Raw genomic sequence first — 26,618 nt, 5'->3', positions numbered from 1 at the left:
GGGGCGGAACGGTCCAACAATAGCGGCTGGCGCATTCATGCCAGCCGTTACGGGGTCCTTCTCCGGGACGACTCAGGGAAGTCCCGGGGGCCAATCAGGGATGGCCGAGAAGACCGCTGGCCGAACGCAATCGCCCGCCGCGAGCGTCCAGCAACCGCGCGCACTCGGCGGCCACGATCGCACCGTCACCTCCGGGTTCGACGCCGGAGCGCAGCATGGCGCAGGCCCAGCGCAGCGGCAGCAGCTCATGTTCGGCGCAGGCGCGATCGACTTCGGTTGCGAGAGCCCGGGATCGGTCGAGGTCACCCGCGGCGGCACTGGCGGCGGCCAGAAGTAGCCGGGATTTCACTCGATGCCGCAGCGAGGGCGAGTTTTCCGCGAGGGCGAGGGCGGCCTCGGCGTGGGCCAGGGCGGGATCGGCCGGAGCCGGGCGACCGCCGGCCGCGAGGTCCGCCGCGGGGGCGGAGATCAAACCGGAGCCGGGGGCCGACAGCGCCGTCTCGGCAGCCACCCAGTGCAGTCGGACACGCGGGCGCCACGCACTCGTGGCATCGGTCAGATGAACGTCGAGGTATTTGCGGCAACGATCCAGCAGCCGGGCGGCAAGCGCCGGGCGGAGGGTGCCGAGAGCATCGGCGGCGAGTCCGGTCAACGCATCGCAAACCGCTTCGGCGCGCCTGATTTCCGCCGGGGTCGCGGCGGGCGCAGCCACGAGAGCAAGATCGCCGGCGACGGCGGGCAGGGCGAGGGCAGCCGCGCGGCCGTCGGCGACGGAGGCGTCGCCGTGCCAGCCGAGCTGGCGCAGCAACGAGGCCTCGGTGCTGTGGGTGAGCGACAGCAGCGCGGGGTCGGTGGTGGCGCGGCGGGCGCGGCCGAGCTCGGCGCGCGCGGCGGCGTAGTGTCCGATTCCACTGAGCGAGACTGCTCGCAACCAGGATCCGGCGGCATCGGCGGCCGCGGGCAACCCGGTAGCAGCGCGTTCTGGCGTGGCACCGAAAGCGGCGTCGGCGAGTTCGGAGTTCACTTCGAGCACAGGCACAGCCGCACTGTAACCAGTGCCGGGACAAGTGAGGGCAGCCGCCATACCACAGGACCCCAGCTATCGATCAGCATTCACAAGCGCCTTTGTGTTTCCACTCCGTAAATCTGTTCTCGCTATCGTCCAGCACGCCCGTAAGGAATTCGTATAGCGTTTCGCGCTATTAACCTGACGGCCGCGAATCGGCCATCTCTACCCTACTCAGCGCGAGATGTCCAATGGCTGAGATCACTCTGATCGAGACTCTTGCATAGATCGAGTGACAGGTATCGACCCTCGAAAAGCTGCTGCTACCAGGCGTTTCGACCAGTCCGATGGGCTATCACAGGTTGGTCACGGTACTGGGCAACCGATCAGTATCACCGCAGGGAGGCGGTTTTGTAAATAGCGAGGATGTTAATTCTCTTGTATGCACGTATTCGGCTCGAGTCGAATGAAGCTATTGACTCGAATTCATTGTCCGACCTAACGTACGTCATCGCCGTCGTTGGCGTCGTGTCGAATTGCGGAGCCGACGAAGTGCGATCGCCGGGCCACGGCGATGCGGCCACCTGTTTGCCACCAGCACCGCTCGACAATGCCGACGAGCTCGCACCTTGAGGAGTTCACCATGCCTATGCCGACCCACCTCCCAGGTCCGAACGCCGATGTCTGGGATTGGCAGATGCGCGGATCCTGCCGCGGCCAGGACTCCGCGGTGTTCTTCCACCCGGACGGCGAACGCGGCCGCGCCCGTGCCCAGCGCGAGCTACGCGCCAAGGAGATCTGCAAGTCCTGCCCGGTGCTGCTGCAGTGCCGGTCGCACGCGCTGAAGGTCAGCGAGCCCTACGGCATCTGGGGCGGCATGTCCGAGACCGAGCGCGAGCTACACGCCCGCCGCAACCGCCGGCGCATCGTCGCCTGACCCACCCGCTCCGGGCTCCAGGCAAACTCGCGTGACTGGTGTTCACCAGCGGTATCGCTGAGGCCGGCGACCGAGTGGGCTCGAGATTCCTCCCATCCGACAGCGATGGCGTGCCGAATGTCTAGCAAATACCCGGCACCGCTCGAGAGGGTCGGCGACGACCGGCGTCACGTCATGTCTCGAATGTCATGTATGCGACGTTCGGTGCAACTGGAAAGCCACTCTGCCACAGTCTCTTTGCCGATACCCCCACGCGACAGGAGGTTATAGCGGCACGCTACCCTCGTGGCCGATGACACAGAACGGAGCGTTGTGACAGCGCGGCCGCCTGCCGCGGAGGGCAACTCGTTCCAGAGCTCGAGGGACGGAGGGGCGGAAACGCCCAGCGTTGACTCTGCGGTGACGGCGCGCGCAGCCGAAAGTCTGGAACTAGCCGCACTCCTCGAGCGTTGCGGGCAGTCGGATCAGCAGGCGTTCGCCGAGCTGTACGACCGCACCAGCGCGAGAGTGTTCGGGCTGGTCCTACGCGTGCTACATGATCCGGGCTATGCGGAGGAGACCACGCAGGAGGTCTATCTCCAGATCTGGCGCACGGCAGCCAACTTCGACCCGTCCAAGGGTTCGGCCGTCACCTGGTTGATGACGCTGGCCCATCGGCGCGCGGTCGACCGGGTTCGGGCCGAGCAGGCGCACGCCCTGCGCGAGGTCGCGTACGGCACCAGCACCCTCGGCAACGAATTCGACGAAGTCACCGAGGAGGTCGGGCGCCGGCTGGAACAGCAGGCGGTGCTCGCCGGCCTGGCGACGTTGACGGAGACGCAGCGGGAAGCCATCTCCCTCGCGTACTTCGGCGGACGCACGTACGCCGAGGTCGCAGCCCATCTGGGCGTGGGGTTGCCGACCGTTAAGTCCCGTATACGGGATGGATTGACACGACTCAAGAAAAGTTTGGGAGTGACGTGAGATGAAAGAAAGCCAGATCGATCTCGCGCACACTGTCGCGCTCGGATCGATCGGCGACGAAGATCAGCGCGCAGTGGCGGACCTTTTGGATACCGACGATGCTGTACTGCGCGCCGCCTTCACCCAGGAAGTGCAGCAGACCCGAGAAGCCATCATGCTGGCCGCGTCCGCGGTGGCCGTACCGCCACCGCCCGCGCTCCGCGATCGCCTTCTCGCCGCGATAGCCACAGACCAGGCACCGCCGAACACGATCCACCGCTCCCACCACGGTCTCCACCACGGAAACGGCCGCTCCCCCAGTCCGATCCACGACTGAGAGCTCATTTCCCGAAGTACGAGGTCCAGAACCCGTCACGCCCGCGAGGCCAGTTTGCATGCCGCCGATTCAGGTCGCCTGACCGGTTTCGGCTGCATGCTTTGCCGGTAAAGACCGATTCGTATGCGACTCCTCAGCATCTTCATTCGCTCCTACCGCCGCGGCCTCGCGGGACTGGCCGCTGTCACCCTGGTCATCGGGGGCCTCTACGCCTTCACCGACTCCCATTCGGGCGATCTCCGGGACCCATCCCCCGCCATCCCGCTCCCGCCCGTCTCCGGGCCACTGGGCCCGAATTGGCTGACGCCGTCACCGACCGACTCGTACCCCGGGCCCACGCCGACGATCTCCCCGGCGCGCTGACTCCCGCGCGGATTCGAAAACCGCTGCGGGCCCGTATACCCGGACCGATACCTCGCGGCGATCGGATTCGGTTCGGGCATTGGAACTTTCATGGAACGAGGCCGGCACCGTGGACAGGGCGCGGCGGCCCGAAAATGACAGTGGCGCAATGCAGTCCAGGCGGGACCACAGCAACCCGGGCATCACCATGGCAGTGGGCGGGACCATGGCGGTGCGGGCGTCACCATGGCGGTGCGGGGCGTGGCGCAGTCGCGCCGACGGCCGGATCGCGCCGGAGGAAGTCGGGTCGCGCGGTTGGGGTTCGGAGACGGCGAGGCCCCCGGACAGCGGGCTGTCCGGGGGCCTGAGCTGACGTCAGCGGGCTGGGTCAGTGGGCGTGGCCGTGGTGCGCGTCGGCCGGTTCGTCGACCGGCTTCTCGACGATCGCGGCCTCCGTGGTGAGCACCATGCGGGCCACCGAGGTGGCGTTCTCCACCGCGGAACGGGTGACCTTCACCGGGTCGATGACGCCCTCGGCGACCAGGTCGCCGTAGGTGAGGGTGGCGGCGTTGAAGCCGTCCTTGCCATCGGTCACCTTGGACACGACAACCGCGCCGTCGACTCCGGCATTGCTGGCGATCCAGAACAGCGGCGACAGCAGGGCCTGACGCACGACCTCGACGCCGGCCGCCTCGTCACCGGACAGCGAGTCGCGCAGGGCGTTCAGCGTAGACGCGGCCTGCACCAGGGCGGTGCCACCACCGGGGACGATGCCCTCGGCGACCGCGGCCTTGGCGGACGCGACGGCGTCCTCGACGCGGTACTTGCGCTCCTTGAGCTCGGTCTCGGTGGCCGCGCCGACCTTGATGACGGCGACGCCGCCGGCCAGCTTGGCCAGGCGCTCTTCCAGCTTCTCGCGGTCCCAGTCGGAGTCGGTGTTCTCGATCTCCTTGCGCAACTGGGCAACTCGCCCGTCGATGTCGGCCTGCGAGCCGGCGCCCTCGACGATGGTGGTCTCGTCCTTGGTGACCACGACGCGGCGGGCCTTGCCCAGCACGTCCAGGCCGGCCTCACGCAGGGTGATGCCCAGGTCGGGGTTGACCACGGTGCCGCCGGTGACGATGGCCAGGTCGTCCAGGAACGCCTTGCGGCGGTCACCGAAGAACGGGGCCTTCACGGCGACGACCTTGAGGGTCTTGCGAATCGCGTTGACCACCAGGGTGGACAGCGCCTCGCCGTCGACGTCCTCGGCGACGATGACGACCGGCTTGCCCGACTCCGCGATCTTCTCCAGCAGCGGCAGCAGGTCCGGCAGGGAGCTGATCTTCTCGCGGTTCAGCAGGATCCACACGTCCTCGTAGACCGCCTGCATGGTCTCCGGGTCGGTGACGAAGTACGGGGACAGGTAGCCCTTGTCGAACTGCACGCCCTCGGTGATGGCGACCTCGGTCTGCAGACCCGAGGACTCCTCGATGGTGACGACGCCGTCCTTGCCGACCTTGGTCAGCGCCTCGGCGACCAGCGCGCCGATCTCCTCGTCCCGCGAGGACACGGTGGCGACCTGCGCGATGGCCTTCTCGCCGTTGACCGGGGTGGCGGCGGCCTGCAGGGCGGCGGTCACCGCGTCGGCGGCCTTGCTCATGCCCTTGCCCAGGGTCATCGGGTTGGCGCCTGCGGCAATGTTCTTCAGGCCGCCCTTGATGAGGGCCTGCGCCAGCACGGTGGCGGTGGTGGTGCCGTCGCCGGCGACATCGTTGGTCTTGGTGGCGACGCTCTTGACCAGCTGCGCGCCCAGGTTCTCGAACGGGTCCTCGAGGTCGATGTCGCGGGCGATGGTCACGCCGTCGTTGGTGACCGTCGGGCCGCCGAACGCCTTGGCGAGCACCACGTGCCGGCCGCGCGGGCCCAGGGTGACCTTGACGGCGTCGGCGAGCTTGTCGACGCCGCGCTCCATCGCCCGACGAGCCTGCTCGTCGAACTCGATCTGCTTTGCCATGTACCTACTCCTGAAATGAGTTGGGTCGGAACGCACTCCGCCCCGGGCCGGTTGCTGTATTGGCAGCTGCGACTCCGGGGCGGTGTCTCTCGATGGGGTTTCAGGGGGAAGCCCCTGAGAGCCCCGAGAGTTGGAGCGTTCTTACTTGGTGACGACGGCCAGCAGGTCGCGAGCCGACAGGATCAGGTACTCCGCACCGTTGTACTTGATCTCGGTGCCGCCGTACTTGCTGTAGATGACGACGTCGCCTTCCTTGACGTCCAGCGGAATCCGCTTCTCGCCGTCCTCGTCCCAGCGACCCGGGCCCACGGCGATGACGGTGCCCTCCTGGGGCTTCTCCTTCGCCGTGTCGGGGATGACCAGGCCGGAGGCGGTCGTCGTCTCGGCCTCGTTGGCCTGGACGAGGATCTTGTCCTCGAGCGGCTTGATGTTCACGCTCGCCACGTTGAGCCCTCCACTTTCAGGGGATTCGTCGCGTCCGGGGCTGTTCCCCGGACTCACGGTTTCGGTCATGTGTGACCCCTGCGCAATCAGCCCCGTCGTCGCGGGTGCCGGGACCCCTGCTCAGTAGTCATCAGCTGGCACCTCAGCACTAACCCAGTGCCAACTAGCACTCTATACACGGGAGTGCCAGCGCTCAAGGCCGGGCACTGCTACTCGGTGCCCGGGGTTACCTGTAACCCCGCTGGACAGCACGGCAACACCGCTGGACAGCGCGACTCGCCGACACGACGGCCCGGGAATCTGAGGTCTTCCAAAGAAATCCGAAAATCTGTAACGTTCGGATAACGGATTGTGACACCATTGACGTCGGCCACGCGACGAGACCGAATCGGTCCCGCCACGTGCACCGTCGAGAGTTTCACAACTGCTTCACCCCGCTAACCGCGCGGCAACCCCTGCGCGCGGGCTCGAGAAGAGAGCTAGACCGCAAGTGATCAGTGGCAGGTCCGGATGCCCCATCGGACAAGGGCCCGCTGCGATCCGAAGCTCGGCGACGTCCGCTACCCATTGGGCGCGTCCGGAGTCCGTTCGAGATGGTCGTCTCCACCCGGACCATCCGCTCGAAGGGAGGTGAACATGCGAACATCCCTCGGCATCTCCGCCGGGAGCGAGGTGGTGTGCTCGGCGACGGTCGCCACCGCGCCCAACGGCGCCCAGAACTTCGACTACCGCGTCGTGACGGCCGATACCGCCCACTCCGACCTCGGTGATCTGGTGGCCTCCTCGATCGAATTGATGACCACCCAGATTCCGCGCGACAGCGTCTATCCGGTCGGCGCCCATCCGGTCGCCCGCGGCAACGGCCACCGCGAGCCCGACTCGGCCCCGCCCGGTGACATCGCGGTCGCCTACCGGGACCGGGAGCAGGCCCAGATCATCCGCTCGGCGATCGGCCGGCAGCGGCACGGTGTCCAGCTCATCCCGGAGAGCACCGCGGCCCTGGCCTATCTGCGGCACACCGGTCTGCTGGACCGCTGGAACACGGTGGCACTCATCGACATCGGGGCCACCGGCACCACGGTCACCGTGGCCGACCACGCCGACGACACCGTGCTGCGCACCGAGCGCACCAACGCCATCAGCGGCAACGCCATCGACGAGCTGATCCTGCAGCATCTGCTGGACTGCCACCTGTCCCGCCGCGGCATCCGCCCCAACCGGGGCATCCTGCTCAACCGCAGCCGCGCCGCCAAGGAGCACCTGTCGGTGGTTCCCGCGGTCACCATCGACCACGTGGCCGGGCAGCCGCTCAAGCTGACCCGGGTGGACTTCGAGGAGATCGTCGCCGACCTGCTACGCGAGCTGGCGGTGTTCTCCCGTGCCGTGTTCGCGCGCGCCCCGAAGTTTCCGGAGGCGGTCGCCGTGATCGGCGGCGGCGCCAATGTGCCGATCATGGTGGTGGGGCTGGAGCGCGAGCTCGACGTGCCGGTCGTCACCGTGCCGGAGCCGGAGGCCGCGATCGCGAAAGGCGCGGCGCTGGTGGCGGATTCGACCACGCCGAGCAGCACCTTCCCGGTGATCGGCCTGGGCTCGGACGCGCCGATCGGCACCTTCACCAAGCTCGCGGGCACGCTGGCGGGCGCGATCGTGGTGGTCGGACTGATCGTCGGGTACGGGGTCAAGGAATTCGTGGTGCCCGAGCCGCAGAACACCCACTACTCGCCGTCCACGACCGGCCCGCAGCAGCCGGTCCCGCAGACCACGCCGACGGGTCCTTCGGGCGGCTCCACCAGCACCACGACCACTCAGCGCCGCACCACGGCCGCGGCTCCGACGCCCCTGACCGGTTCGGCCGGCGGCGCGCCTATCGCGCCCAGTAGCACCGCCCAGCCGCCGCTGCGCCCGGATCCCGACCTACCCCAGATCCCGTTCCCCGCGGATCTCCCCCGCCTGCTCGGGCCGCTGCTGGGCACCTCGCTGCCGCCGGCCGAGCCAGAGTCGCATATCTCGGTCACGGCCGGCACGCCCACTGATTCGGACTCCGCGAACGGCGGTGGCACGCTCCCCCGCCTCCCCGAGACTTCAGCGGCCGGCTGAGAGCCGTCGACGGTCGTGTACCCGTGCCGGCGGTTGGGTGCCGAACTGAGTTCGGACGTACCCGATGAGTTACCCCGAACGTCACGAAATCAGTTGTCGCCTTGACATTCGCCAACCACCCGCGATTTTTTGCAGGTGGCGTTTACAGGTGGCTGGTGGAGACGGGGAGGCCGGGGTCGGTGGCGACGGTGAGTTCGGAAGGCTCTGCGCCGCCGGCGATCACGTGGGCGCCGAGGGTGGCGATCATGACGCCGTTGTCGGTGCACAGGCGCGGCTTGGGGACGCGCAGGGTGATACCGGCTGCGGTGCAGCGTTCTTCGGCCATCGAGCGGATGCGGGAGTTGGCGGTCGCACCGCCGCCCAGCACCAGGGTGTCGACGCCGGTGTCCTGGACTGCGCGCACCGCCTTCATGGTGAGCACATCCGCCACGGCCTCCTGGAAGGACGCCGCGATATCCGGGATGGGCAGCTCGCGGCCTTCCCGTTGCGCCGCTTCGACATAGCGCGCGACGGCGGTCTTCAGTCCGGAGAAGGAGAAGTCGTAGCGCGGGTCGCGGGCGCCGGTCATGCCGCGCGGGAAGGCGATGGCGCTCGGATCGCCCTCGGTGGCAATGGAATCCAGCACCGGCCCGCCCGGGTAGCCGAGGCCGAGCAGACGGGCCACCTTGTCGAAGGCCTCGCCCGCGGCGTCGTCGACCGTGCTGCCCAATTCGGTGATGGGGTGGGCGAGATCGGTGACCTGCAGCAGGTGGGTGTGCCCGCCGGACACCAGCAGCGCGACCGCCGGAGGCATGGGACCGTGTTCGAGGGTGTCCACGGCCACGTGCCCGCCCAGGTGGTTGAGCGCGTAGAACGGGATATCCCAGGCCGCCGCATAGGCTTTCGCCGCCGCGACGCCCACCAGCAGCGCGCCCGCGAGTCCGGGGCCGATGGTGACGGCGAGGGCGTCGGGCTTGCTGATGCCGGCCGTGGCCAGCGCCCGGCGCATGGCGGGCACGATGGCCTCGAGGTGTGCGCGGGAGGCGATCTCGGGCACCACGCCGCCGAAGCGGGCGTGCTGGTCCACGCTGGAAGCGACCTCGTCGGCGAGCAGTTCGCAGCTGCCGTCGGGCAGTCGGCGCACGATGCCGACTCCCGTTTCGTCGCAGGAGCTTTCGATACCCATGACGATCATGACGAGACCTCGGCGTCGGTGGTGAATCCGTCCTGCGGGAAGCCGGCCATGGCGGGTCGCCGCATGGTGTACGCGTCGGCCCCGCTGGGCTGGTAGTAGTTCTTGCGCAATCCGATGATGTGGAAGCCGTGCTTCTCGTAGAGCGTGATGGCGGGCGCGTTGTCGGTGCGGACCTCGAGGAACACCGGCCCGCCGCGGCGCCCGGCCTCCACCAGCAGCGCCTCCAGCAGCAGGGTGCCGATGCCGCGCCGGTGCTCGGCGGGATCGACGCCGATGGTGTGGACCTCGGCCTCGGGATGTTCGGCGGTGCCGAGCAGCGCGATGCCCGCGTAGCCGATCATGCGGCCGTCGGCGTCGCGCGCGGTGATGTAGCGGTTGTGCGGTCCGGCCAGCTCCGACAGGAACGAAACCTCGTGCCAGGGATCGTCCTCCGGGAACAGCACCTGCTCGAGTTCGGCACAGCGGGTGACGTCGGCAGGCCGCATCGGTTCGATGCGGATGGTCATCGGCCCACCTGCGCGTAACTCTTCTCGACGGCATCGGGGCGGCGCAGGTACAGCGGCACCAGCGGCGCGGGCACGACGCCGGCCAGGATCTCGGCGGCGGCGCAGCGCACCAGACCCGCCGGGGACGGCGTCTCGACCGGCAGCACCGGCAGATCGAAATAGTCGACGTGCGAAGCGGATCCGGCGATCACGGTGGCGGCGGCCTGATCCAGATCGGCGGGCTTGCTCACCTCGGGCCCCTCGGACCGCGTCAGGATGCGGCCCCCGGCCGCGGTGCGGTAGCGCGCCCAGTACACCTCGCGGCGGCGGGCGTCGGTGACGACCAGCAGCTCGATCGGGTCGGCGCTCTCACGCAGATAGCTCTCGGTGTCGGCGGCGATGGCGTCCAGGCTGCACACCCCGTGCACCGGAACGCCCAGTGCGTCACCGAAGGCGGCCGCGGTGGCCATGCCGACGCGCAGTCCGGTGAACGGCCCGGGCCCGACACCGGCCACGACCGCGGCGATATCGGCACGGGAGCGGCCGGATTCGGCGAGGCAGGCCAGGATCTGCGGGGTCAGCACCTCGTTGTGCGCGCGAGCGTCCACGGTCACCTTGGCGGTGATCGTGGTGATCTGCGGTGCGTTCGACCCGGGTTGCGCCGGTTCCAGTTCCACCAGTCCCGCTGTGACGGCGGGGGTCGCGGTGTCGACAGCCAATATCAGCATGATTGTCTTTACGATACCGGGTGGTACAGCCCACTCGGCGTGGTGTCTGCCTGCGGGAACTTACCGGCGTATCCGGGACTTTTCCGGTCCGGTTTCAATTCGCGGCGACCCACTCCCATTCGGCGGTGCGCACATCGGACTCGGGTTCACGGCGCAGCTGCACGCGCAGATGGCGATCGGACAGGTGTTCGGCCACGCCCAGCCCCCATTCGACCACCACCACGGCGTGGTCGAGATCGGTGTCCAGGTCGAGGGCGTCGAGTTCGTCGAGGTCGCCGCCGAGCCGGTAGGCGTCCACGTGTACGAGCGCCACCGCACCCGGGTGGGTTCCGGCGCGGTGCTGGCGGGCGATGATGAAAGTCGGTGAGCTGACCCGTCCTTCGACACCCAGCCCGGCGGCGATGCCGCGGGTGAGCGCCGTCTTGCCCGCGCCCAGCGGGCCGTCGAGGATCACCAGATCCCCGGCATGCAGTTGTTCGGCGAGCTCGCGGCCCAGCGCCTCGGTGTCCTCGACGGTGGCGAGCATGCGGTGATCGGTCACCGGTCACCGCCGACGTGGGTACGGACCACGCGGCCGCGGGGGTAGCAGACGATCTCGTAGTTGATAGTGCCGAGCGTGTCGGCCCACTCCTGGGCGTGCGGGTGACCGGACTCACCACCGAACAGCACCGCGGTGTCACCCGCCCGGACCCCGGCTTCGTTCTCGCCCAGGTCCACCACGATCTGATCCATACAGACCCGGCCGATCTGCGGGTAGCGGACGCCGCCCAGCGCCACCGAGAATCGGCCGCCCAGCAGGCGCGGCACGCCGTCGGCGTAGCCGGCCGGAACGAGGGCGACCGTGGTGTCGCGGTCGGCGGTCCACTCGTGGCCGTAGGACACGCCCTCCCCCGCCGCGACCCGCTTCACCCGGAGCACCCGGGCGCGGAAGGTCATGGCCGGACGCAGGCCGAAATCGGACAGCTCCGGGATCGGTGACAGGCCGTACACGGCGATGCCGGGGCGCACCATGTCGAAGGCGAGGTCCGGACGGGTCAGTGCGGCAGCGGAATTCGCCAGGTGCACCAGTTCCGGCTGCAGGCCGTGCTCCTTGGCGGTGGCGATGAACTCCAGGAACCGTTCGCGCTGCATGTCATTGACCGGATGCTGCGGTTCGTCGGCGAGCGCGAGGTGGGAGAAGATGGCGCGGAAGCGCACCGTCTCCTCGGCCACCAGCCGCCCGAGCAGGTCGAGCACCTCGGGGAATTCGGCGGTGGGGATGCCGTTGCGGTTGAGCCCGGTGTCCACCTTGAGACTCACGGTGGCGGTCCGGCCGAGCTGCCGCGCCGCCTGCGCCACGCCCGCGAGCTGCGTGAGCGCGGAGACGCCGATTTCGATATCGGCGGCGATGGCGCTCGCGTAGTCGGTGTCGGAGGTGTTGAGCCAGCACAGGATCGGTGCGGTGATCCCCGCGGCCCGCAGCCCCACCGCCTCGCCGACCGTGGTGGTGCCGAGTTCCCGCGCGCCCGCCGCCAGAGCCGCCCGCGCCACCTCGGCCGCACCGTGGTTGTACCCGTCCGCCTTGACCACGACCATGACCGCGGCGTCTCCGGCGTGCTCGGCCAGGATTCGCACATTGTGGGCAATGGCATCCAGGTCGACGACGATCTCCACCTGTGGGTCTGGCTTCTTCACGCCCTCGATACTGCCACCCCGACCTCGGCGATTCGGATCACACCCGAATCCCGGCGGGCTGTCCGGGCAGGGCGGCCAGGGCCGTGGCGAGCGCCTCGCGGCTTGCCGGGAGCAGCGGCAGCCGGACGGCCGGGGTGGGGATGCGGCCCTGGGCGGCCAGAACCGCCTTCACGACAACGGGATTGGGTTCGGTGAACAGGGCGGCGGCCAGCGGAGCCAGGCGGTTGCCGAGTTCGCGGCCGGATTCCAGTTCGCCCCGGCGCCAGGCGGCGATCAGGTCGGCGCAGGCGGCGGGGGCGACATTGGCGCAGGCGAGAATCGCGCCCGACGCGCCCAGGGCCAGCAGCGGGGCGGCATACAGATCGTCGCCCGCGAGCACCGAGGTGTGGTCGGGCACCCGGGACATGAAGGCGATCGTGGTGTCGTCGATGCCGCCGGCGGTGTATTTGAAGCCCGCGACATTCGGTAGTTCGGCCAGCCGGAGCAGGGTGTCGGTGCTGAGGGACAGGGCCGTGCGGTACGGGATGTGGTAGATCAGCAGCGGCACGGGGCTGGCGGCAGCGAGGGTCCGGAAATGTTCCACCACACCGGCTTCCGACGGACGCAAGTAGTAGGGGACGACCGCGAGGGCGGCGGTGGCGCGCGGGTCGAGGGCGGCGAGGGCGCGCGCTGAGTCGAGGGTCGTGTTGGAGCCCGCACCGACGATGAGGGCGGCGGCGCGCTCGCGGCAGACGTTCGCGCAGATGTCGATGACCCGGGCCTGCTCGGCCGCGGTCAGGGTGGCGGGTTCGCCGGTGGTGCCGAGCGCGACCAGGCCCGCCGCGCCCGCGTCGAGGACCTCGTGGGCGAGCGCTTCCAGGGCGTCCGCAGCCAGGTCGCCGTCGGCGGTGAAGGGCGTGACCAGGGGCACGTACAGGCCGGTGAATGTCATGTGACCAGCGTGATCGATGCCGGGCTTCAGGTCTATTTCACGTTTCTTCGCCCGAGCATAAGATCAGCTGATGCTGGATGTCCGCCGTCTGCGCCTGCTCCGCGAGCTCGCGCACCGCAAGACCATCGCCGCGGTCGCCGGGGCCCTGACCTACACGCCCTCGGCGGTGTCCCAGCAGCTCACCGCGCTGGAACGGGAGGCCGGGGTGCCGCTGCTGGAACGGACCGGGCGCAGCGTCACCCTCACGCCGGCGGCGCTGCGGCTGGTCGAGCACACCGAGACCATCCTGTCCGTGCTGGAACAGGCCACCGCCGAACTCGCCTCCGCCCGGCACGAACTCACGGGCACCCTGCGCATCGGCGCGTTCCCGACCGCCGTGCACACCATCGTCTCCCCTGCGCTGGTGTCGCTCAGCCGCGACCATCCGCGGCTGGAACTGCTTGTCACCGAACTGGATCCGGCCGCTGCCCCCGCCGCCCTCCGGGCCGAGACCCTGGATATCGCGCTGCTGCAGGAGTACGACTACGTTCCCCTCGCACCCGAACCCGGGCTCGACACCGAGCCGCTGTTCGAGGAAACCATCCACCTGGCTGCCCGCGAGCCCGGACCGCTTGCCGCACAGTCCGATTCGCCGTGGATCGCGGGCACGCCCGGCACCCTCTGCCACGAGATGACGGTCCGCGCCTGTCTCGCCGCGGGATTCACCCCGCGCATCCGCCACCACGCCGATGACTTCGGCACCGTGCTGGCGCTCGTCGCCGCGGGCCAGGGCGTAGCACTCGTCCCCGACCTGGGCGCCCGCTCGACACCCCCGGGCGTCACCCTCACCGCGCTACCGGCCCGCCGCCGCACCCACCTCGCCTACCGCCGCGGCACCGGCGCCCACCCGATCGTCACGGCCGCGCGGACCGCCCTGCGGGCCGCCGCTACCGGTACGGCTGCGTGAAGTCGTCGGGATGGACGTCGCATACGGAATGGACTTCACCGCAAGGTCTTCCATGGCCGGAGGATCAGGCGGCGAGCTCCCGGAGCGTGCCGATGGCCTCGCGGACGTGGGAAAGCAACGGGGAGGCGGAGATCGGGGCTCCCGCGGACGTGGTGGCGTGGGCGGCGAGATTCGCGGCCAGGGAGTGGGCGCGGGCCGCGGCCGCGGCGGCCCAGGACGGGTGGAGGCCGCGGGCCAGGAGAGCGCCGACGATGCCGGACAGGACGTCACCGGAACCGGCGGTGGCGGCCCACGAGCCACCCGCCTCATTGACGAAGACCGGGACGCCCGGGCCCGCGATCAGGGTGGCGCGGCCCTTCAAAAGTACTGTCACCTGCCAGGATTCGGCGAGCTTGCGCACGGCGGCGACACGGTCGGGGCCGGGTTCGGCACCGGTCAGGCGGGCGAATTCGCCGGCGTGCGGCGTGAGGACGGTCGGGGCGGCACGGCCGGTGACCAGACCGGGTTCGGCGGCGAGCAGGGTGAGGCCGTCGGCGTCCACCACGACGGGCAGGTCGGTGGCCAGGATCTCGGCCAGCCGGTCGCGGGCGGCGGCGTCGGTGCCCGCGCCCGGGCCGAAGACCCAGGACTGGACCCGGCCGGTCGCGGAAATGGTCTCGGCGGCAATCACTTCCGGGAAGTGGGCGAGGACCTGTTCCGCGCCGGTGCCCGCGTAGCGCACCATGCCCGAGGTGGCAGCGATCGCGCCACCCGTGCACAGCACGGCGGCGCCCGGATAGGTGCCGCTGCCCGCGCAGACGCCGGTGACACCCTGGGTGTACTTGTCGTCCGAGGGGCCCGGGACCGGCCAGCCCGCGCCGACCGCCCGCGGTTCCAGCGCGATGAGATTCGCCTCGGGCAATCGTAATCCGATGGGCACCAGCTCGATTCGGCCGCAGTGCGGTGCGGCGAGCGCGTGCACCGGCTTGCGGGCGCCGAAGGTGACCGTGACGTCCGCGCGGACGGCCGGACCGGTCACGGCTCCGGTATCGGAATCGACGCCGGAGGGGAGGTCGGCGGCGATGATCGGACAGCGCACGCCCGCAACCAGTTCGGCCGCCACCGGGCGTAGCGGGCCACGACCGGAGATGCCGACGATGCCGTCCACCACCAGATCCGGCGCGCCCAGCAGCTGACCGACCCGATAGGGCACGGAGGTGCCGGTGTCGACGTGTTGGAGCAGCCCGAGCCGGGGCGGATCCGCTTCCCGCAGTTCCTCGGCGGTGGCGGAGACGGCAAGAATCCGCCCGCCCGCCCGGCGCACGGCCGCCAGGCCCGCCGGGTGGGCGCGCTCCGGTACCAGCAGGACCGCCCGCACCGCGACCCCGCGCCGCCGCAGGAACGAGCCCGCCCACAGCGCGTCGCCACCATTGTCGCCCGACCCGACCAGCAGGGTCACCGCGCGACCGGCGACGCCCCCGGTGCGTTCACGCAGCTCCCGCGCCACCACGTCGGCGAGGCCGAAGGCGGCCCGCCGCATGGGCATTCCCTCGGGCACCCTGGTGAACAGCTCGGCCTCCGCGGCCCGGACCTCGTCGGCCGTGTAGTACCCGCGCACCGCCGGTGCGGTCATGATCGCCTCCCGGATGTGATTGCCTGCGCTTCAGGAGACTACGCCTGGGGAGCCGCGGCGCAGGTCAGCGCGGTGCCCGCGAATGGCGCGCTATCGCCGGGTACTAACCTGGCTGGCATGTCGATCCGTCGCCAGTCGTCTTCGCATGTCCTGCTTCTCGTCGCCGTCGTGGCCGGAGCGCTGGTGGCCGGGGGCTGCGCGTCGGAAAGCTCGAAGACCGCGGCCACCTCGACCACGGCCGCTCCGGCCGCCTCCGCGACGGCCACCTCCACCGGTCCGGCGGTTGCCGCCGCGGTGACCGTCGAGGTGAAGGACATGAAGTTCTCCCCGGCCGACATCACCGTCAAGGCCGGGGACACCGTGACCTGGAAGTTCGACGACCGCGCCCCGCACGCCGTGCAGGGAATCGGCGATGTCGCGCTCGGGATCAACAGCCCGATCATCCACAAGGGCGAGTGGAGCCACACCTTCACCACGCCCGGCACCTACCGCTACCTATGCCCGCTGCACCCGGACATGAAGGGCACGGTCACCGTCCAGTAGCCGGCTATTCGACCGTGACGGACTTGGCCAGGTTGCGCGGCTTGTCGACGTCGTAGCCGCGGGCCTGCGCCACCTCGGCGGCGAAGATCTGCAGTGGAACCGTGGACAGCAGCGGCTGGTACAGCGTTGGGGCCGACGGGATTTCGATCAGGTGGTCGGCGAACGGGCGCACGGTGTCGTCGCCCTCCTCGGCGATGACGATGGTGCGCGCGCCGCGCGCCTGGATCTCCCGGATATTGCTGAGCAGCTTGGAGTGCAGCACCGCGCGGCCCTTCGGGGAGGGCATGACCACGAAGACCGGCAGCCCGTCCTCGATGAGGGCGATCGGGCCGTGCTTGAGCTCGCCTGCCGCGAAACCCTCGGCGTGCATGTAGGCCAGTTCCTTGAGCTTCAGCGCGCCCTCCAGGGCGACCGGGTAGCCGACATGGCGGCCCAGGAACAGCACGGTCGGGACGTGCGCGAACTGGCGGGCGATCTCCCGCACCCGGTCGGCCGACTCCAGCACCTGGGCAACGAGTTTCGGCATGGACTCCAGTTCGGCGAACTCGCGCGCCACCTCGTCCGGATACTTGGTGCCCCGCGCCTGCGCCAACGCCAGGCCGACCAGATAGTTGGCGGTGATCTGGGCCAGGAACGCCTTGGTCGAGGCCACGCCGATCTCCGGGCCGGTGCGGGTGTAGAGCACGGCGTCGGACTCGCGCGGGATCTGCGCGCCATTGGTATTGCAGATGGCCAGGACTCGCGCCTTCTGCTCCTTGGCGTGACGCACGGCCTCCAGCGTGTCGGCGGTCTCGCCAGACTGCGAGATGGCGACCACCAGGGTGGAGCGGTCCAGAACCGGGTCGCGGTAACGGAATTCGCTGGCCAGCTCGACCTCCACGGGCAGCCGGGTCCAGTGCTCGATGGCGTACTTGGCCAGCAGGCCCGCGTGATACGAACTGCCGCAGGCGACCACGAAGACCTTGTCGAACTCGCGCAGCTCCTGATCGGCCAGCCGCTGCTCGTCCAGAATGATCCGGCCGCCCGCGTAGTGGCCGATGAGAGTGTCGGCGACGCCGGCGGGCTGCTCCTGGATCTCCTTGAGCATGAAGTAGTCGTGGCCGCCCTTCTCGGCGGCGGCCAGATCCCAGTCGATGGTGAACGGACGGAACCGGACACCGTCGGTCGCGCCGGTGAAGTCGGTGACCCGGTAGCCGTCGGCGGTGATGACCACGGCCTGGTCCTGGCCGAGTTCGACTGCCTCCCGGGTGTGTTCGATGAAGGCGGTCACGTCCGACGCGATGAACATCTCGCCCTGGCCTACACCCACCACCAGCGGGGTCGAGCGGCGGGCGGCCACGATGGTGCCCGGGTGGTCGGCGTGCGAGAAGACCAGGGTGAACGCGCCCTCCAGGCGGCGCACCACCGCGAGCGCGGAGGCGACGAAATCACCGGCGGTGTCCCCGGCCGCGTAGGCGCGGGCCACCAGGTGCACCGCCACCTCGGTGTCGGTGTCGCTGCCCAGCTCGACGCCCGCCGCCTCCAGCTCGCGGCGCAGCGGGGCGAAGTTCTCGATGATGCCGTTGTGCACCACCGCGACCCGGCCCGTGCCATCGCGATGCGGGTGGGCATTGCGATCGGTCGGCGCGCCGTGCGTGGCCCAGCGGGTGTGACCCATGCCGGTCGATCCGGCGAATCGGTCCCGGCCGGTCTCGGCGAGCTCCGCCTCCAGATTGGCCAGGCGCCCGGCCTTGCGCTCCACCGCGAGGCCGCCCGCGCCGTTCAGGATCGCCACTCCCGCGGAGTCGTAACCTCGATATTCCATGCGGCGCAACGCATCGACCACCACGCCGAGCGCATCCCGGTACCCCACATACCCCACGATTCCGCACATGGCCCCCTAGCCTAATGGGGTAGCCGCGCCGGACATATCCGAGTCGATGTCCGACCGGGCGAAACGCCCCAAGCCCGCCGCCATCGGATAGGTTCTAGACCGTGTCGGCGTCTGTGAAATCGCTCCTGAGCACTCTGACCCTGCGTGGCCCGCACGAGGTGCTGCGCGGGAATCTCGGCATCGCCGGGCTGCCCGGCGTGGTGTACACGCCCGGGAAGGGACTCAACCTGCCCGCGGTGGCGTTCGGGCACGGGTGGCTGACCGGGGTGGGCAACTACCGCCGGCTGCTGGAGCACCTGGCCTCCTGGGGTTATGTCGCGGCGGCGCCCGACACCGAGCGCGGACCCATCCCCTCGCACCTGAACCTCGCGACGGATCTGCTGACCACCCTCGACATCTGCGCCGGGGTGCGGCTGGGCGCGGGCAATGTCAGCGTGGATCCGAAGCGGCTGACCCTGGCCGGGCACGGCATGGGTGCGGGCGCGGCCGTCATCGCCGCCTCCCAGCGCGACGTCGCCGCCGTCGCGGCCCTGTATCCGTCCCCCACCGCGCCCTCCGCCGAGGCCCTGGCCCCCAAGATCGACGCTCCGGCCCTGATCCTGGCCGGCGCCACCGATATCGACTCGGTCAGCTCCGACGCCATCCCGCTGGCCGCCGCCTGGGGCGAGGGCGCGATCCTGCGCTCGCTCGACAAGGCCGGCCACAACGGCATGATCGAGGGCCGCCGCGCCCTCGCCGCCCTCGGCGCCGGCAAACACGAACCCAAAACCGAACGCCTCACCCGAGCCCTCCTGGTCGGCTACCTCAACTACACCGTCCTCGGCGACAAGAAGTACAAGCCCTTCGCCGACCCCGAAGCCGCCCTCCCCCACACCCAGCTCGTGGACCCCAACGCCATCGAGGAAGAGCCCGAGCAGCCCCAGAAACTCCCGGTCCTCCAACTCATCCAGGCCCTCCGCAAGTAGCCCGGGGCGCTCGGCGCACGCTCGGCTCGAGCGATTCTGCGGGCGGCCTCGAGCGATTCTGGGGGCGGCACAGCCGGTTCCCGCGCTGGGGCGCTCGACGCCTCCCTCGGCACTCTCCGCCAGTCCGTCCGGACTCCCCAGCGCGGGAACCGGATTCACACGGGCGCGCCGAGCGACCGGGTCCCCGCTTACGGCAGCGCAGGGTGCCGGGACCGGTGCTCGCGCGGAGTCCAGACAGCACCGGCAGGACGACGATTACGGCGCGAGAGGTTCGGTGGTCTCGGGTATTTCGGGACCTCCCTCCGGGATCTCCAGCGGCGTGTGCGGCTCCGCTGACCAGGGCGTGGCTTCGGCGAGTGGCGCGTCGGATCCGGGTGGACCCGTAGCTGTTGGCGGCACGGGGTTTTCGAGCGGGTGCGCGCGCCCGGGCGGCTGGTCGGTCGGCACGGGCGGGGTCGGCGGCGCGCAACCGCCCGCAGTCTGGTCCGGAGTGGGATGGGGGGTGGGCGGCTGGGTGCAGCCCGGCGGCGCACCGTCCCCGGCGGCGGGTGGGGGCGGAACCTCTGGCGGCGCAGACTGATTCGGGGTGGGGTCGGGGCAGGGATTCGGTGGAGCGGTCGGCGGGTCGGGAACTGGGCAGGTGCGGGGTACGCAGTCTGGACCGGGCGTTGCGCCGCCATCTGTCGTGGGTGGCGCGTCCGCCTGGGTGGGTGGGGTCGGGTCCGGGTGGGCATCACTGGCGGGTGCGGTGGGGGTGTGGGCCGGGTCGTCGGTGGCGAGGACCGGGGTGCCGTTCTGATCGAAAGACAGTGTGTAGGTGTTGGTTCGGCCCGATTCGTCGGTCACGGCGAGGGTCAGGTCGCCGGTGGGGGTGCGTTCGAGGACGAAATGCTTACCGGACAGGTCGAATTCGAGCCGGCCAGACGGGAGTGCTTGGTTCTCCGAGTGATCCGGCTCGGGCTTGGGATCGGTTGCTGCCTCGGGTTCACCGGGCGATGGTGATGTCTGGCCCGTGAGGGAGTCGAGCTTCTCGATGGCGGCGGAAATGCCCTGCTGGAGGCCCTTTTCGAGTTGGGTGAGAGTGTCTTTCAAGGTCCGGCCGAACTGGTCGGACCGCTGCTCGGCCAGGTCCGGGGCTGCTGCGGTACCAGTGTCCGCCGAGCCCGCGGAACCATCGGGCTCCGCACCGCTGAGGTCCGCAGCGCCGGCCGGTTGTGTCTCGGCGGCCGGTGCAGTGGAACCCGCTCGGCCAGGCAGGGATTCCGGTGGGACGGTAGACGGCTGAGCTCGATCCGGGGACTGCGGCTGGGCCGGGTCGGGTGCGCTTGCCCCACCCGATGACGGCGGGTATCCAGGCGGGACGACCGGTTGCGACGGCTGGGGGTGCAATGTTGGCGGCGTTGTCGCTGGGTACGACTGCGGCGCTGGAAGAGGCTGGGGCGTGGGAATACTCGGGGCCGGGTTCTCCTCGGGCCGGGGCAGCAGGGCTTGGGCAGGTTGCGGATAGGGATGGTCGATGACCTGGGCCAGGGCCGTGACGATGGTGCGGTAGTGGGATTCGAAGGTCTCGTTGGTGGCGGCACAGGCGGCGCTGAAGGCCGCGAGTTTGTGATCGACGTCGGCACGGAACGTTCCGGTGAGCCAGGGGTCGGTGGTGTCGAGGGCTTCGATGTCGTCCGGAGTTCTGCCGTCGATGGCGAGGCGGCCTTCGCCGTCCAGAGTGGGTTCGAGCAGGGCGAGGGTGTGTTCGGCCTTGGTGAGGACCGAGTCGCGGAGGGGGTCCAGGGCTGCGGCAATGGCGGTGGAGGCGGTGCGGATGGTGTCGAGATCGTCGCGGGCCTGGCGCAGTTGGGAATTCACGATGGTGAGTGCCTCGGTGCCGGTGGCGCCGGTCCAGGCGGTCGGCAGGGTTTGCGCGATGGCCCGGTGCGACGACCAACGCGACTCCGCATCCGTGAGCGCTCTGTCCAGTTCGGTTCGGGCGGTGTCGAATTCGATGAGATCCGCGCCTCGCTGCTCGTCGTAGCGGGCATAGAGGTCGGCGAGGCCGAGCCCCTCCGGCGCGCCGAATGCCTTGGTGTACAGGGGCAGAAAGTGTTCCCAGTACTGGAGGCCGGGCGCACCGTAGTCGAGAATCTGGTCGATGCTCTTGCCGGTGGGGTCGAAGCTCATCGGCCCACCCGCGTGAGTGCGGTGGCGTATTCACGGTCCAGGCGCGCGTATTCGGTGGCGGCGCGGTCGAATACCTCGGCGGTGGCGGAGGCCGCCGCGCCCCAGTACCGCAGGCAGGCGGCCGCGCGCTCGAAGCCCTGGTGCACGGCAATGCCCTGCGCGGAATAGTTCCGCCCGGCTTCGTCCCTGCCGATGCCGAAGGCATGTTCGCCGACCGTACGGGCATGCAGCCCCAGGGCCGCCGCATTGTCGCGCAAGGTGGTGGCCCCGTCGCGCAGGGCCGCGATGCGCACGCCGAAATCGCCGGATTCACTCATTGCTCCCCCTCGAATCCCGATACCGTGAAAACCCCCGCCGCCCCGGCTATGTGCCGCCGAGGTGTCCTACGTCCATCCGCACCCACTCGGTGGTGCCGTCCGGATTGTGGTGGAACTCCCAGGCCGAGAAGTCCCCGCCGCTGTCCACCACGGTCACATGATCGGCGTAGCCGTCGTGATCCAGATCCGTCCACACCTGCATGGCGTGATCGGTGCTGGTGGTCACGGTGTCCAGCAGGCCGTCACCGTCGAGATCCTGCGTGGGGTGCGATAACTCGACCGCGCCGAGCCCGCCGAGCTCCGTGTGCGCGTCGAGATCCGGCAGCTCCAATCCGGGCAGATCACCCGATGTGACCATAATGTGCACTCCTCCGCTGTGACGTGGCTCTCATCCTGTCACTTTGCCGAGGCACCCGCATCACCCTCGATCACGAATGTGGACAACTCGCGGCCTGTGGACAACTCACTGCTTCGGGATCACGATCCACAGCGCGATGTAGATGAGGAACTGCGGCCCGGGCAGCAGGCAGGACGCTATGAACAGGGCGCGAACGAGGTTGGCGTTCCAGCCGAAGTACTGGGCGAGGCCGCCGCACACGCCGCCGATCCACTTGTCGTTGGCGGAGCGGGTCAGTCGCTTGGGGGCCGGAGTCGGAAACTGTGTCGTCATGTCTCCCACTGTGCCCAGTTCGATCTCGGCCCACATCGGTCGCACGCCCCAATACGACCCTGAACTTTCCGAGGGCCGGAGTCAGGGTGCCACCCCGAACACGGCAGAATCGCCCTGGTGAGCACCACTCTGCATGCGCGCGGCCTGGCCGCCGGACACGGTGAGCGGATTCTGTTCTCCGACCTGGACCTGATCCTCGCCCCGGGCGACGTGATCGGGCTGGTCGGGGTGAACGGCGCCGGGAAGTCCACCCTGCTGCGCATGCTCGCCGACAGTCGCGCCCACGAGGGCGAGATCGTGCTGAGCCCGCCCGACGCCACCGTCGGCTACCTGGCCCAGGAACCCGAGCGCCTGGCCGGGGAGACCGTGCTCGAATTCCTGCGCCGCCGTACCGGTGTGGCCGCCGCCCAGCAGCTCATGGACGCCGCCGCCGAACGCCTCGCCGACGGCGGCGACGACGAGTACTCCCCCGCCCTGGAGCGCTGGCTCGCCCTCGGCGGCGCGGACCTGGAACAGCGCGCCGAGGAGGTGGCCCGCGATCTCGGCCTGGCCGAGAGCCTCCCGCACGGCCTCGACACCCCCATGACCGTGCTCTCCGGCGGTCAGGCCGCGCGCGCCGGGCTGGCCTCGGTCCTGTTGTCGCGCTTCGACATCCTGCTGCTCGACGAGCCGACCAATGATCTGGATCTCGACGGCCTGGCCCGGCTCGAGCAGTTCGTGACCGGCGTCCGCGAGCCCCTCATGGTGATCAGCCACGACCGGGAGTTCCTGGCGCGCACCGTGAATCGCATCGTGGAACTGGATCTGGCCCAGCAGCAGGTCGGCGTCTACGACGGCAGCTACGAGTCCTACCTGGAGGAGCGGGCGATCGCGCGCCGGCACGCGCGCGAGGCCTACGACGAGTACGCCGACACCAGATCCGGTCTGGAAGCGCGCGCCAACATGCAGCGCAACTGGATGGAACACGGCGTCCGCAATGCGCGCCGCAAGTCCAAGGTGGATTCCGACAAGATGGGTCGCAAGGCCCGCGCGGAATCCACCGAGAAGCAGGCCGCCAAGGTCAAGCAGACCCTCAAACGCATCGAACGCCTGGACACGGTGGAGGAACCGCGCAAGGAGTGGGAGCTGCGCATGTCCATCGCCGCCGCCCCGCGCAGCGGCTCGGTGGTGGCGACCGTGTCGGGCGCCACCGTGAACCGCGGCGACTTCACCCTCGGACCGGTGACGGTGCAGGTGGATTGGGGCGACCGCATCGTGCTGACGGGCGCCAACGGTTCCGGCAAGTCCACGCTGCTGTCCCTGCTGCTCGGAAAGACGAAGCCGGACAGCGGATCCGCCGCCCTGGGCTCGGGCGTCGCGATCGGCGAGGTCGATCAGGCGCGCGGCCTGTTCCGCGGAACCGCCACCCTGGCGGACACTTTCAGCGCCCAGGTGCCCGACCGGAACGAGTCCGACGTCCGCACCCTGCTCGCCAAGTTCGGCCTGCGCGGCCCACATGTGCTGCGCCCCAACGACACTCTCTCCCCCGGCGAACGCACCCGCGCCGCACTGGCCCTGCTCCAGGCCCGCGGCGTGAACCTGCTCGTCCTGGACGAGCCCACCAACCATCTGGACCTGCCCGCCATCGAGCAGCTGGAGCAGGCCGTCGAATCCTTCGAGGGCACAGTCCTCCTGGTCACCCACGACCGTCGCATGCTCGACAATGTCCGGGCCACCCGCCGCTGGCACATGGACGGCGGACAACTCACCGAAACGCACTGACCCCGTGCTCCCGGCATGCGATTCGGCATGCCGGGGCGACCGGGGCTACTCAGACTGCGGCGACCAGCTTGGCGAGGTTGTCGGCCAGGTCATGCGCCTGGGTGGGGTCGGTCGCCTCCACCATGACACGGACCAGCTGTTCGGTTCCGCTGGGGCGCAACAGGATTCGGCCGGTATCGCCCAGTAGGCGCTCGGCTTCGGCGACGGCTTCCAGCACCGACGGCGCGGCCGCGACCGCCGCCTTGTCGGTGACCGGGACGTTCACCAGCACCTGCGGGACGGTCTGCACGATGCTCGCCAATTCCGCCAGGCCACGGCCGGTTTCGGCCATGCGGGCCATCAGCTTCAGGCCGGTCAGGACGCCGTCGCCGGTGGTGCCGAAGCGGGGGAAGACCACGTGGCCGGACTGCTCGCCACCCAGGGTGTAGCCGCCCGCGCGCAGGTCCTCGAGGACGTAGCGGTCGCCGACGGCGGTGGTACGCATGGTGATTCCGGCCTCGCGCATGGCGATGTGCAGGCCGAGATTGCTCATGACGGTGGCGACCAGGGTGTTCTGCACCAGGTCACCGGAGTCCCGCATGGCCAGGGCGAGGATGGCCATGATGGCGTCGCCGTCGACGACCGCGCCGGTGGCGTCCACGGCCAGGCAGCGGTCGGCGTCGCCGTCGTGCGCGAGGCCGAGGTCCGCGCCGTGCTCGCGGACGGCGCGCTGGACCTGCTCCAGATGCGTGGAGCCACAGCCGTCATTGATGTTCAGGCCGTCGGGCTCGGCATTGATGGCGATGACCGTGGCGCCCGCCTCGCGGTAGGCGGTGGGCCCGACCTCGGAGGCCGCGCCGTTCGCGCAGTCCACCACGACGGTGAGCCCGCGCAGATCGCGGCCGGTGGCCTGGACCAGGTGCTCGACGTAGCGCTCGTGGGTGCCTTCCAGGCTGAAGCGGTCGTGCACGTCGTAGACGTGCCCACCGAGTCCGGGACGGCCGAGCACCCGTCCGATCGCGGCCCCGGTGGGGCGGGTGAAGGTGCCCTCGGCGATGAGCGCCTCGATGCGGTCCTCGATGGCGTCGTCCAGCTTGTGGCCACCCGCGGCGAAGATCTTGATGCCGTTGTCCGGCATGGGGTTGTGCGAGGCGGAGATCATGACGCCCAGGCAGGCGTCGTACAGGCCGGTCAGGTAGGCGACGGCGGGTGTCGGCAGCACGCCGACCGACAGCACGTCCACACCGGCGGCGGTGAGGCCCGCGGTGACGGCGGCCTCCAGCATCTCGCCGCTGGCGCGCGGGTCGCGGCCGACGACGGCCAGCGCGCGCTTCTTCCCCCGACTCAGAACCTGGGCGGCGGCGGCCGAAACCTGCAGCGCCAGTTCCGGACTCAAAGACTCATTGGCGAGCCCGCGCACACCGTCGGTGCCGAACAAACGTCCCATTACCTCAACACCCCTGCTGGTTCGGTCGATACAGCACGAGAGCAGGCTTCCGGCCCTCTCCCGGACTCTCGCACTCCGCCGCGTTCCGCGGCGGAGTGTGTCCAGGAAATAAGGGGCAACAGTTGTGAAAACCGTTGCGGGGAGCCTGCTCTCGTACAGGTTGCCGTGTAGACCGTACCGTGCCCGGCCCCCGGAAGGACTGGGCACGGTAGAGCCCGACGGCGCAATATCAGCGCTTCGAGTACTGAGGCGCCTTGCGGGCCTTCTTGAGGCCGTACTTCTTACGCTCGGTGGCACGCGGGTCACGAGTCAGGAAGCCGGCACGCTTGAGAGCGGGGCGGTCCTCCGGGGTGACCTCGATGAGGGCACGCGCGATGGCGAGGCGCAGGGCGCCGGCCTGACCGGACGGGCCGCCGCCGACCAGGCGGGCGTGCACGTCGAAGGTCTCGGTGCGCTCAACGGTGACCAGCGGGGACTTCACCAGCTGCTGGTGCACCTTGTTCGGGAAGTAATCCTCGATGGTGCGGCCGTTCAGCACGAAGTTGCCGGAACCCGGCACCAGGCGCACGCGGACCACGGCCTCCTTGCGGCGGCCGACGGTCTGCACCGGGCGGTCGATGACGACCGGGGCGGAGAAGGTCTCGGCGTACTCGGCCTCGGCCTCGTAACCGTCACCCTCCTCGACGACCTCCACGGCGGTGTCCTCGACGACGTAGTCGTCGTTGAATTCCTCAGGAGCGGTCACTGGGCCACCTGCTTGATCTCGAAGGGGATGGGCTGCTGGGCGGCGTGCGGGTGGTTCGGGCCCGCGTAGACCTTCAGCTTGCGAATGATCTGGTTGCCCAGCTTGTTCTTCGGGATCATGCCCTTGACGGCGCGCTCGACCAGACGGTCGGGGCGGGTGTCCAGGATCTGGCCCACGGTACGACCCTTCAGACCACCGGGGTGGCCGGAGTGGGTGTAGAGGACCTTGTCCTCACGCTTGTTGCCGGAGACGGCGACCTTGTCCGCGTTGATGATGATGACGAAGTCGCCACCATCCACGTTCGGGGCGTAGGTCGGCTTGGTCTTGCCGCGCAGCAGGTTCGCAGCCTGCACGGAAAGACGGCCGAGCACTACGTCAGTGGCGTCGATGACGTACCACTTGCGGGTCACGTCACCGCCCTTGGGGCTGTACGTAGGCACAGTGCATCCCTGTCTGTCGTAGGTTTTGCCAGCCAAGCGTGAGGTCGAGCTGATT

The 26,618-nt window shown here is 69.7% G+C and carries 28 protein-coding genes; 10 read left to right on the top strand and 18 right to left on the bottom strand.

Going from position 1 to position 26,618, the window contains the following annotated elements:
- Positions 1-94: 94 nt before the first annotated feature.
- Positions 95-1,039, bottom strand: coding sequence for a hypothetical protein (locus ACFXN1_RS01205; protein ID WP_379435661.1), 945 nt, complete (start codon positions 1,037-1,039; stop codon positions 95-97).
- Positions 1,040-1,649: 610 nt separating this feature from the next.
- Between ACFXN1_RS01205 and ACFXN1_RS01200 the strand changes: the two genes are divergently transcribed.
- The 5 genes from ACFXN1_RS01200 to ACFXN1_RS01180 all read left to right on the top strand — a co-directional run bounded on the left by ACFXN1_RS01200 (position 1,650) and on the right by ACFXN1_RS01180 (position 3,937).
- A complete protein-coding gene (locus ACFXN1_RS01200) occupies positions 1,650-1,943 on the top strand; it encodes a WhiB family transcriptional regulator (protein ID WP_040855647.1) in 294 nt (97 codons plus the stop codon).
- A 399-nt stretch (positions 1,944-2,342) separates the two neighbouring features.
- Positions 2,343-2,906, top strand: coding sequence for a sigma-70 family RNA polymerase sigma factor (locus tag ACFXN1_RS01195; protein WP_379394719.1), 564 nt, complete (start codon positions 2,343-2,345; stop codon positions 2,904-2,906).
- Position 2,907: 1 nt separating this feature from the next.
- Positions 2,908-3,222, top strand: coding sequence for a hypothetical protein (locus ACFXN1_RS01190; RefSeq protein WP_379394717.1), 315 nt, complete (start codon positions 2,908-2,910; stop codon positions 3,220-3,222).
- A gap of 123 nt (positions 3,223-3,345) precedes the next feature.
- Complete coding sequence (locus ACFXN1_RS01185; protein WP_379435662.1) at positions 3,346-3,585, top strand: hypothetical protein; 240 nt, start codon at positions 3,346-3,348, stop codon at positions 3,583-3,585.
- 148 nt (positions 3,586-3,733) lie between these two features.
- Positions 3,734-3,937, top strand: coding sequence for a hypothetical protein (locus ACFXN1_RS01180; RefSeq protein ID WP_379435664.1), 204 nt, complete (start codon positions 3,734-3,736; stop codon positions 3,935-3,937).
- Between the two features lie 15 nt (positions 3,938-3,952).
- On the opposite strand, the gene groL is transcribed toward ACFXN1_RS01180, so the two are convergent.
- Both groL and groES read right to left on the bottom strand, forming a co-directional pair.
- Positions 3,953-5,560: a chaperonin GroEL gene (groL, locus tag ACFXN1_RS01175; protein ID WP_379394712.1), complete on the bottom strand. Its 1,608-nt coding sequence runs from the start codon at positions 5,558-5,560 to the stop codon at positions 3,953-3,955.
- Positions 5,561-5,701: 141 nt separating this feature from the next.
- Positions 5,702-6,004 (bottom strand): co-chaperone GroES, encoded by a 303-nt coding sequence (gene groES, locus ACFXN1_RS01170; RefSeq protein ID WP_040855536.1) that lies wholly within the window; start codon positions 6,002-6,004, stop codon positions 5,702-5,704.
- A 636-nt stretch (positions 6,005-6,640) separates the two neighbouring features.
- Here groES and ACFXN1_RS01165 point away from each other — a divergent pair.
- Complete coding sequence (locus tag ACFXN1_RS01165) at positions 6,641-8,101, top strand: Hsp70 family protein (RefSeq protein ID WP_379435665.1); 1,461 nt, start codon at positions 6,641-6,643, stop codon at positions 8,099-8,101.
- Between the two features lie 142 nt (positions 8,102-8,243).
- On the opposite strand, the gene tsaD is transcribed toward ACFXN1_RS01165, so the two are convergent.
- The 6 genes from tsaD to dapA all read right to left on the bottom strand — a co-directional run bounded on the left by tsaD (position 8,244) and on the right by dapA (position 13,093).
- Entirely contained in the window at positions 8,244-9,275 is a 1,032-nt protein-coding gene (tsaD, locus tag ACFXN1_RS01160; protein ID WP_379435667.1) for a tRNA (adenosine(37)-N6)-threonylcarbamoyltransferase complex transferase subunit TsaD, read from the bottom strand.
- Positions 9,272-9,781, bottom strand: a complete 510-nt coding sequence (gene rimI, locus ACFXN1_RS01155; RefSeq protein ID WP_379394706.1) for a ribosomal protein S18-alanine N-acetyltransferase — start codon at positions 9,779-9,781, stop codon at positions 9,272-9,274. Before rimI ends, tsaD begins: the two co-directional genes overlap by 4 nt.
- On the bottom strand, positions 9,778-10,488 hold the full coding sequence (gene tsaB / locus ACFXN1_RS01150; protein ID WP_379394704.1) for a tRNA (adenosine(37)-N6)-threonylcarbamoyltransferase complex dimerization subunit type 1 TsaB: 711 nt from the start codon (positions 10,486-10,488) through the stop codon (positions 9,778-9,780). The genes rimI and tsaB overlap by 4 nt, the downstream gene beginning before the upstream one ends.
- 94 nt (positions 10,489-10,582) lie before the next feature.
- Positions 10,583-11,014, bottom strand: a complete 432-nt coding sequence (tsaE, locus tag ACFXN1_RS01145) for a tRNA (adenosine(37)-N6)-threonylcarbamoyltransferase complex ATPase subunit type 1 TsaE (RefSeq protein ID WP_354831590.1) — start codon at positions 11,012-11,014, stop codon at positions 10,583-10,585.
- Positions 11,015-11,025: 11 nt separating this feature from the next.
- A complete protein-coding gene (gene alr, locus ACFXN1_RS01140; protein ID WP_379435668.1) occupies positions 11,026-12,162 on the bottom strand; it encodes an alanine racemase in 1,137 nt (378 codons plus the stop codon).
- 37 nt (positions 12,163-12,199) lie between these two features.
- On the bottom strand, positions 12,200-13,093 hold the full coding sequence (dapA, locus tag ACFXN1_RS01135; protein WP_379435670.1) for a 4-hydroxy-tetrahydrodipicolinate synthase: 894 nt from the start codon (positions 13,091-13,093) through the stop codon (positions 12,200-12,202).
- A gap of 70 nt (positions 13,094-13,163) precedes the next feature.
- On the opposite strand from dapA, the gene ACFXN1_RS01130 reads away from it, so the two are divergent.
- Positions 13,164-14,039, top strand: coding sequence for a LysR substrate-binding domain-containing protein (locus tag ACFXN1_RS01130; RefSeq protein ID WP_379435671.1), 876 nt, complete (start codon positions 13,164-13,166; stop codon positions 14,037-14,039).
- A gap of 64 nt (positions 14,040-14,103) precedes the next feature.
- On the opposite strand, the gene ACFXN1_RS01125 is transcribed toward ACFXN1_RS01130, so the two are convergent.
- Positions 14,104-15,651, bottom strand: a complete 1,548-nt coding sequence (locus ACFXN1_RS01125; protein ID WP_379435673.1) for an NAD(P)H-hydrate dehydratase — start codon at positions 15,649-15,651, stop codon at positions 14,104-14,106.
- 117 nt (positions 15,652-15,768) lie between these two features.
- On the opposite strand from ACFXN1_RS01125, the gene ACFXN1_RS01120 reads away from it, so the two are divergent.
- Positions 15,769-16,194: a plastocyanin/azurin family copper-binding protein gene (locus tag ACFXN1_RS01120; RefSeq protein WP_379435674.1), complete on the top strand. Its 426-nt coding sequence runs from the start codon at positions 15,769-15,771 to the stop codon at positions 16,192-16,194.
- 4 nt (positions 16,195-16,198) lie between these two features.
- Here the strand turns inward: ACFXN1_RS01120 and glmS are convergent, their stop codons facing one another.
- Positions 16,199-18,067: a glutamine--fructose-6-phosphate transaminase (isomerizing) gene (gene glmS / locus ACFXN1_RS01115; protein WP_379394694.1), complete on the bottom strand. Its 1,869-nt coding sequence runs from the start codon at positions 18,065-18,067 to the stop codon at positions 16,199-16,201.
- Between the two features lie 101 nt (positions 18,068-18,168).
- On the opposite strand from glmS, the gene ACFXN1_RS01110 reads away from it, so the two are divergent.
- The gene (locus ACFXN1_RS01110; RefSeq protein ID WP_364605397.1) at positions 18,169-19,032 is read left to right on the top strand and encodes a dienelactone hydrolase family protein; all 864 of its coding nucleotides are present in this window, start codon (positions 18,169-18,171) and stop codon (positions 19,030-19,032) included.
- A gap of 255 nt (positions 19,033-19,287) precedes the next feature.
- Here the strand turns inward: ACFXN1_RS01110 and ACFXN1_RS01105 are convergent, their stop codons facing one another.
- From ACFXN1_RS01105 to ACFXN1_RS01090, 4 genes are all read right to left on the bottom strand, one after another.
- Positions 19,288-21,204, bottom strand: coding sequence for a hypothetical protein (locus ACFXN1_RS01105; protein ID WP_379435676.1), 1,917 nt, complete (start codon positions 21,202-21,204; stop codon positions 19,288-19,290).
- Positions 21,201-21,521 (bottom strand): hypothetical protein, encoded by a 321-nt coding sequence (locus ACFXN1_RS01100; RefSeq protein ID WP_379435677.1) that lies wholly within the window; start codon positions 21,519-21,521, stop codon positions 21,201-21,203. The genes ACFXN1_RS01105 and ACFXN1_RS01100 overlap by 4 nt, the downstream gene beginning before the upstream one ends.
- Before the next feature lie 46 nt (positions 21,522-21,567).
- The gene (locus tag ACFXN1_RS01095) at positions 21,568-21,879 is read right to left on the bottom strand and encodes a DUF6802 family protein (protein WP_364605403.1); all 312 of its coding nucleotides are present in this window, start codon (positions 21,877-21,879) and stop codon (positions 21,568-21,570) included.
- A 105-nt stretch (positions 21,880-21,984) separates the two neighbouring features.
- Positions 21,985-22,191, bottom strand: coding sequence for a PspC domain-containing protein (locus ACFXN1_RS01090; protein ID WP_379435679.1), 207 nt, complete (start codon positions 22,189-22,191; stop codon positions 21,985-21,987).
- A gap of 117 nt (positions 22,192-22,308) precedes the next feature.
- On the opposite strand from ACFXN1_RS01090, the gene ACFXN1_RS01085 reads away from it, so the two are divergent.
- Positions 22,309-23,952, top strand: coding sequence for an ABC-F family ATP-binding cassette domain-containing protein (locus tag ACFXN1_RS01085; protein ID WP_379435680.1), 1,644 nt, complete (start codon positions 22,309-22,311; stop codon positions 23,950-23,952).
- Positions 23,953-24,001: 49 nt separating this feature from the next.
- Here the strand turns inward: ACFXN1_RS01085 and glmM are convergent, their stop codons facing one another.
- From glmM to rplM, 3 genes are all read right to left on the bottom strand, one after another.
- Positions 24,002-25,378 (bottom strand): phosphoglucosamine mutase, encoded by a 1,377-nt coding sequence (gene glmM, locus ACFXN1_RS01080; RefSeq protein WP_379435682.1) that lies wholly within the window; start codon positions 25,376-25,378, stop codon positions 24,002-24,004.
- Positions 25,379-25,607: 229 nt separating this feature from the next.
- On the bottom strand, positions 25,608-26,123 hold the full coding sequence (rpsI, locus tag ACFXN1_RS01075; protein ID WP_379394682.1) for a 30S ribosomal protein S9: 516 nt from the start codon (positions 26,121-26,123) through the stop codon (positions 25,608-25,610).
- Positions 26,120-26,563, bottom strand: a complete 444-nt coding sequence (gene rplM, locus ACFXN1_RS01070; RefSeq protein WP_326309446.1) for a 50S ribosomal protein L13 — start codon at positions 26,561-26,563, stop codon at positions 26,120-26,122. The genes rpsI and rplM overlap by 4 nt, the downstream gene beginning before the upstream one ends.
- Positions 26,564-26,618 lie beyond the last annotated feature (55 nt).

The sequence above is a fragment of the Nocardia sp. NPDC059154 genome (genome assembly GCF_042755705.1).
Classification (GTDB): domain Bacteria; phylum Actinomycetota; class Actinomycetes; order Mycobacteriales; family Mycobacteriaceae; genus Nocardia.
The sequence above is the reverse complement of the archived record's forward strand: the minus strand, read 5'-3'. Positions and strand labels throughout refer to the sequence as shown.

Excerpts from the sequence above, each read along its gene's own strand:
- glmS (WP_379394694.1), bottom strand. The coding sequence starts at position 18,067 with ATGTGCGGAATCGTGGGGTATGTGGGGTACCGGGATGCGCTCGGCGTG.
- ACFXN1_RS01130 (WP_379435671.1), top strand. The coding sequence starts at position 13,164 with ATGCTGGATGTCCGCCGTCTGCGCCTGCTCCGCGAGCTCGCGCACCGC.
- glmM (WP_379435682.1), bottom strand. The coding sequence starts at position 25,378 with ATGGGACGTTTGTTCGGCACCGACGGTGTGCGCGGGCTCGCCAATGAG.
- tsaD (WP_379435667.1), bottom strand. The coding sequence starts at position 9,275 with ATGATCGTCATGGGTATCGAAAGCTCCTGCGACGAAACGGGAGTCGGC.
- ACFXN1_RS01120 (WP_379435674.1), top strand. The coding sequence starts at position 15,769 with ATGTCGATCCGTCGCCAGTCGTCTTCGCATGTCCTGCTTCTCGTCGCC.
- groL (WP_379394712.1), bottom strand. The coding sequence starts at position 5,560 with ATGGCAAAGCAGATCGAGTTCGACGAGCAGGCTCGTCGGGCGATGGAG.
- ACFXN1_RS01185 (WP_379435662.1), top strand. The coding sequence starts at position 3,346 with ATGCGACTCCTCAGCATCTTCATTCGCTCCTACCGCCGCGGCCTCGCG.
- tsaB (WP_379394704.1), bottom strand. The coding sequence starts at position 10,488 with ATGCTGATATTGGCTGTCGACACCGCGACCCCCGCCGTCACAGCGGGA.
- ACFXN1_RS01095 (WP_364605403.1), bottom strand. The coding sequence starts at position 21,879 with ATGGTCACATCGGGTGATCTGCCCGGATTGGAGCTGCCGGATCTCGAC.
- ACFXN1_RS01105 (WP_379435676.1), bottom strand. The coding sequence starts at position 21,204 with ATGAGCTTCGACCCCACCGGCAAGAGCATCGACCAGATTCTCGACTAC.
- ACFXN1_RS01125 (WP_379435673.1), bottom strand. The coding sequence starts at position 15,651 with ATGACCGCACCGGCGGTGCGCGGGTACTACACGGCCGACGAGGTCCGG.
- ACFXN1_RS01200 (WP_040855647.1), top strand. The coding sequence starts at position 1,650 with ATGCCTATGCCGACCCACCTCCCAGGTCCGAACGCCGATGTCTGGGAT.
- rimI (WP_379394706.1), bottom strand. The coding sequence starts at position 9,781 with ATGACCATCCGCATCGAACCGATGCGGCCTGCCGACGTCACCCGCTGT.
- ACFXN1_RS01180 (WP_379435664.1), top strand. The coding sequence starts at position 3,734 with ATGCAGTCCAGGCGGGACCACAGCAACCCGGGCATCACCATGGCAGTG.
- ACFXN1_RS01190 (WP_379394717.1), top strand. The coding sequence starts at position 2,908 with ATGAAAGAAAGCCAGATCGATCTCGCGCACACTGTCGCGCTCGGATCG.
- ACFXN1_RS01090 (WP_379435679.1), bottom strand. The coding sequence starts at position 22,191 with ATGACGACACAGTTTCCGACTCCGGCCCCCAAGCGACTGACCCGCTCC.
- dapA (WP_379435670.1), bottom strand. The coding sequence starts at position 13,093 with ATGACATTCACCGGCCTGTACGTGCCCCTGGTCACGCCCTTCACCGCC.
- tsaE (WP_354831590.1), bottom strand. The coding sequence starts at position 11,014 with ATGCTCGCCACCGTCGAGGACACCGAGGCGCTGGGCCGCGAGCTCGCC.
- ACFXN1_RS01100 (WP_379435677.1), bottom strand. The coding sequence starts at position 21,521 with ATGAGTGAATCCGGCGATTTCGGCGTGCGCATCGCGGCCCTGCGCGAC.
- ACFXN1_RS01165 (WP_379435665.1), top strand. The coding sequence starts at position 6,641 with ATGCGAACATCCCTCGGCATCTCCGCCGGGAGCGAGGTGGTGTGCTCG.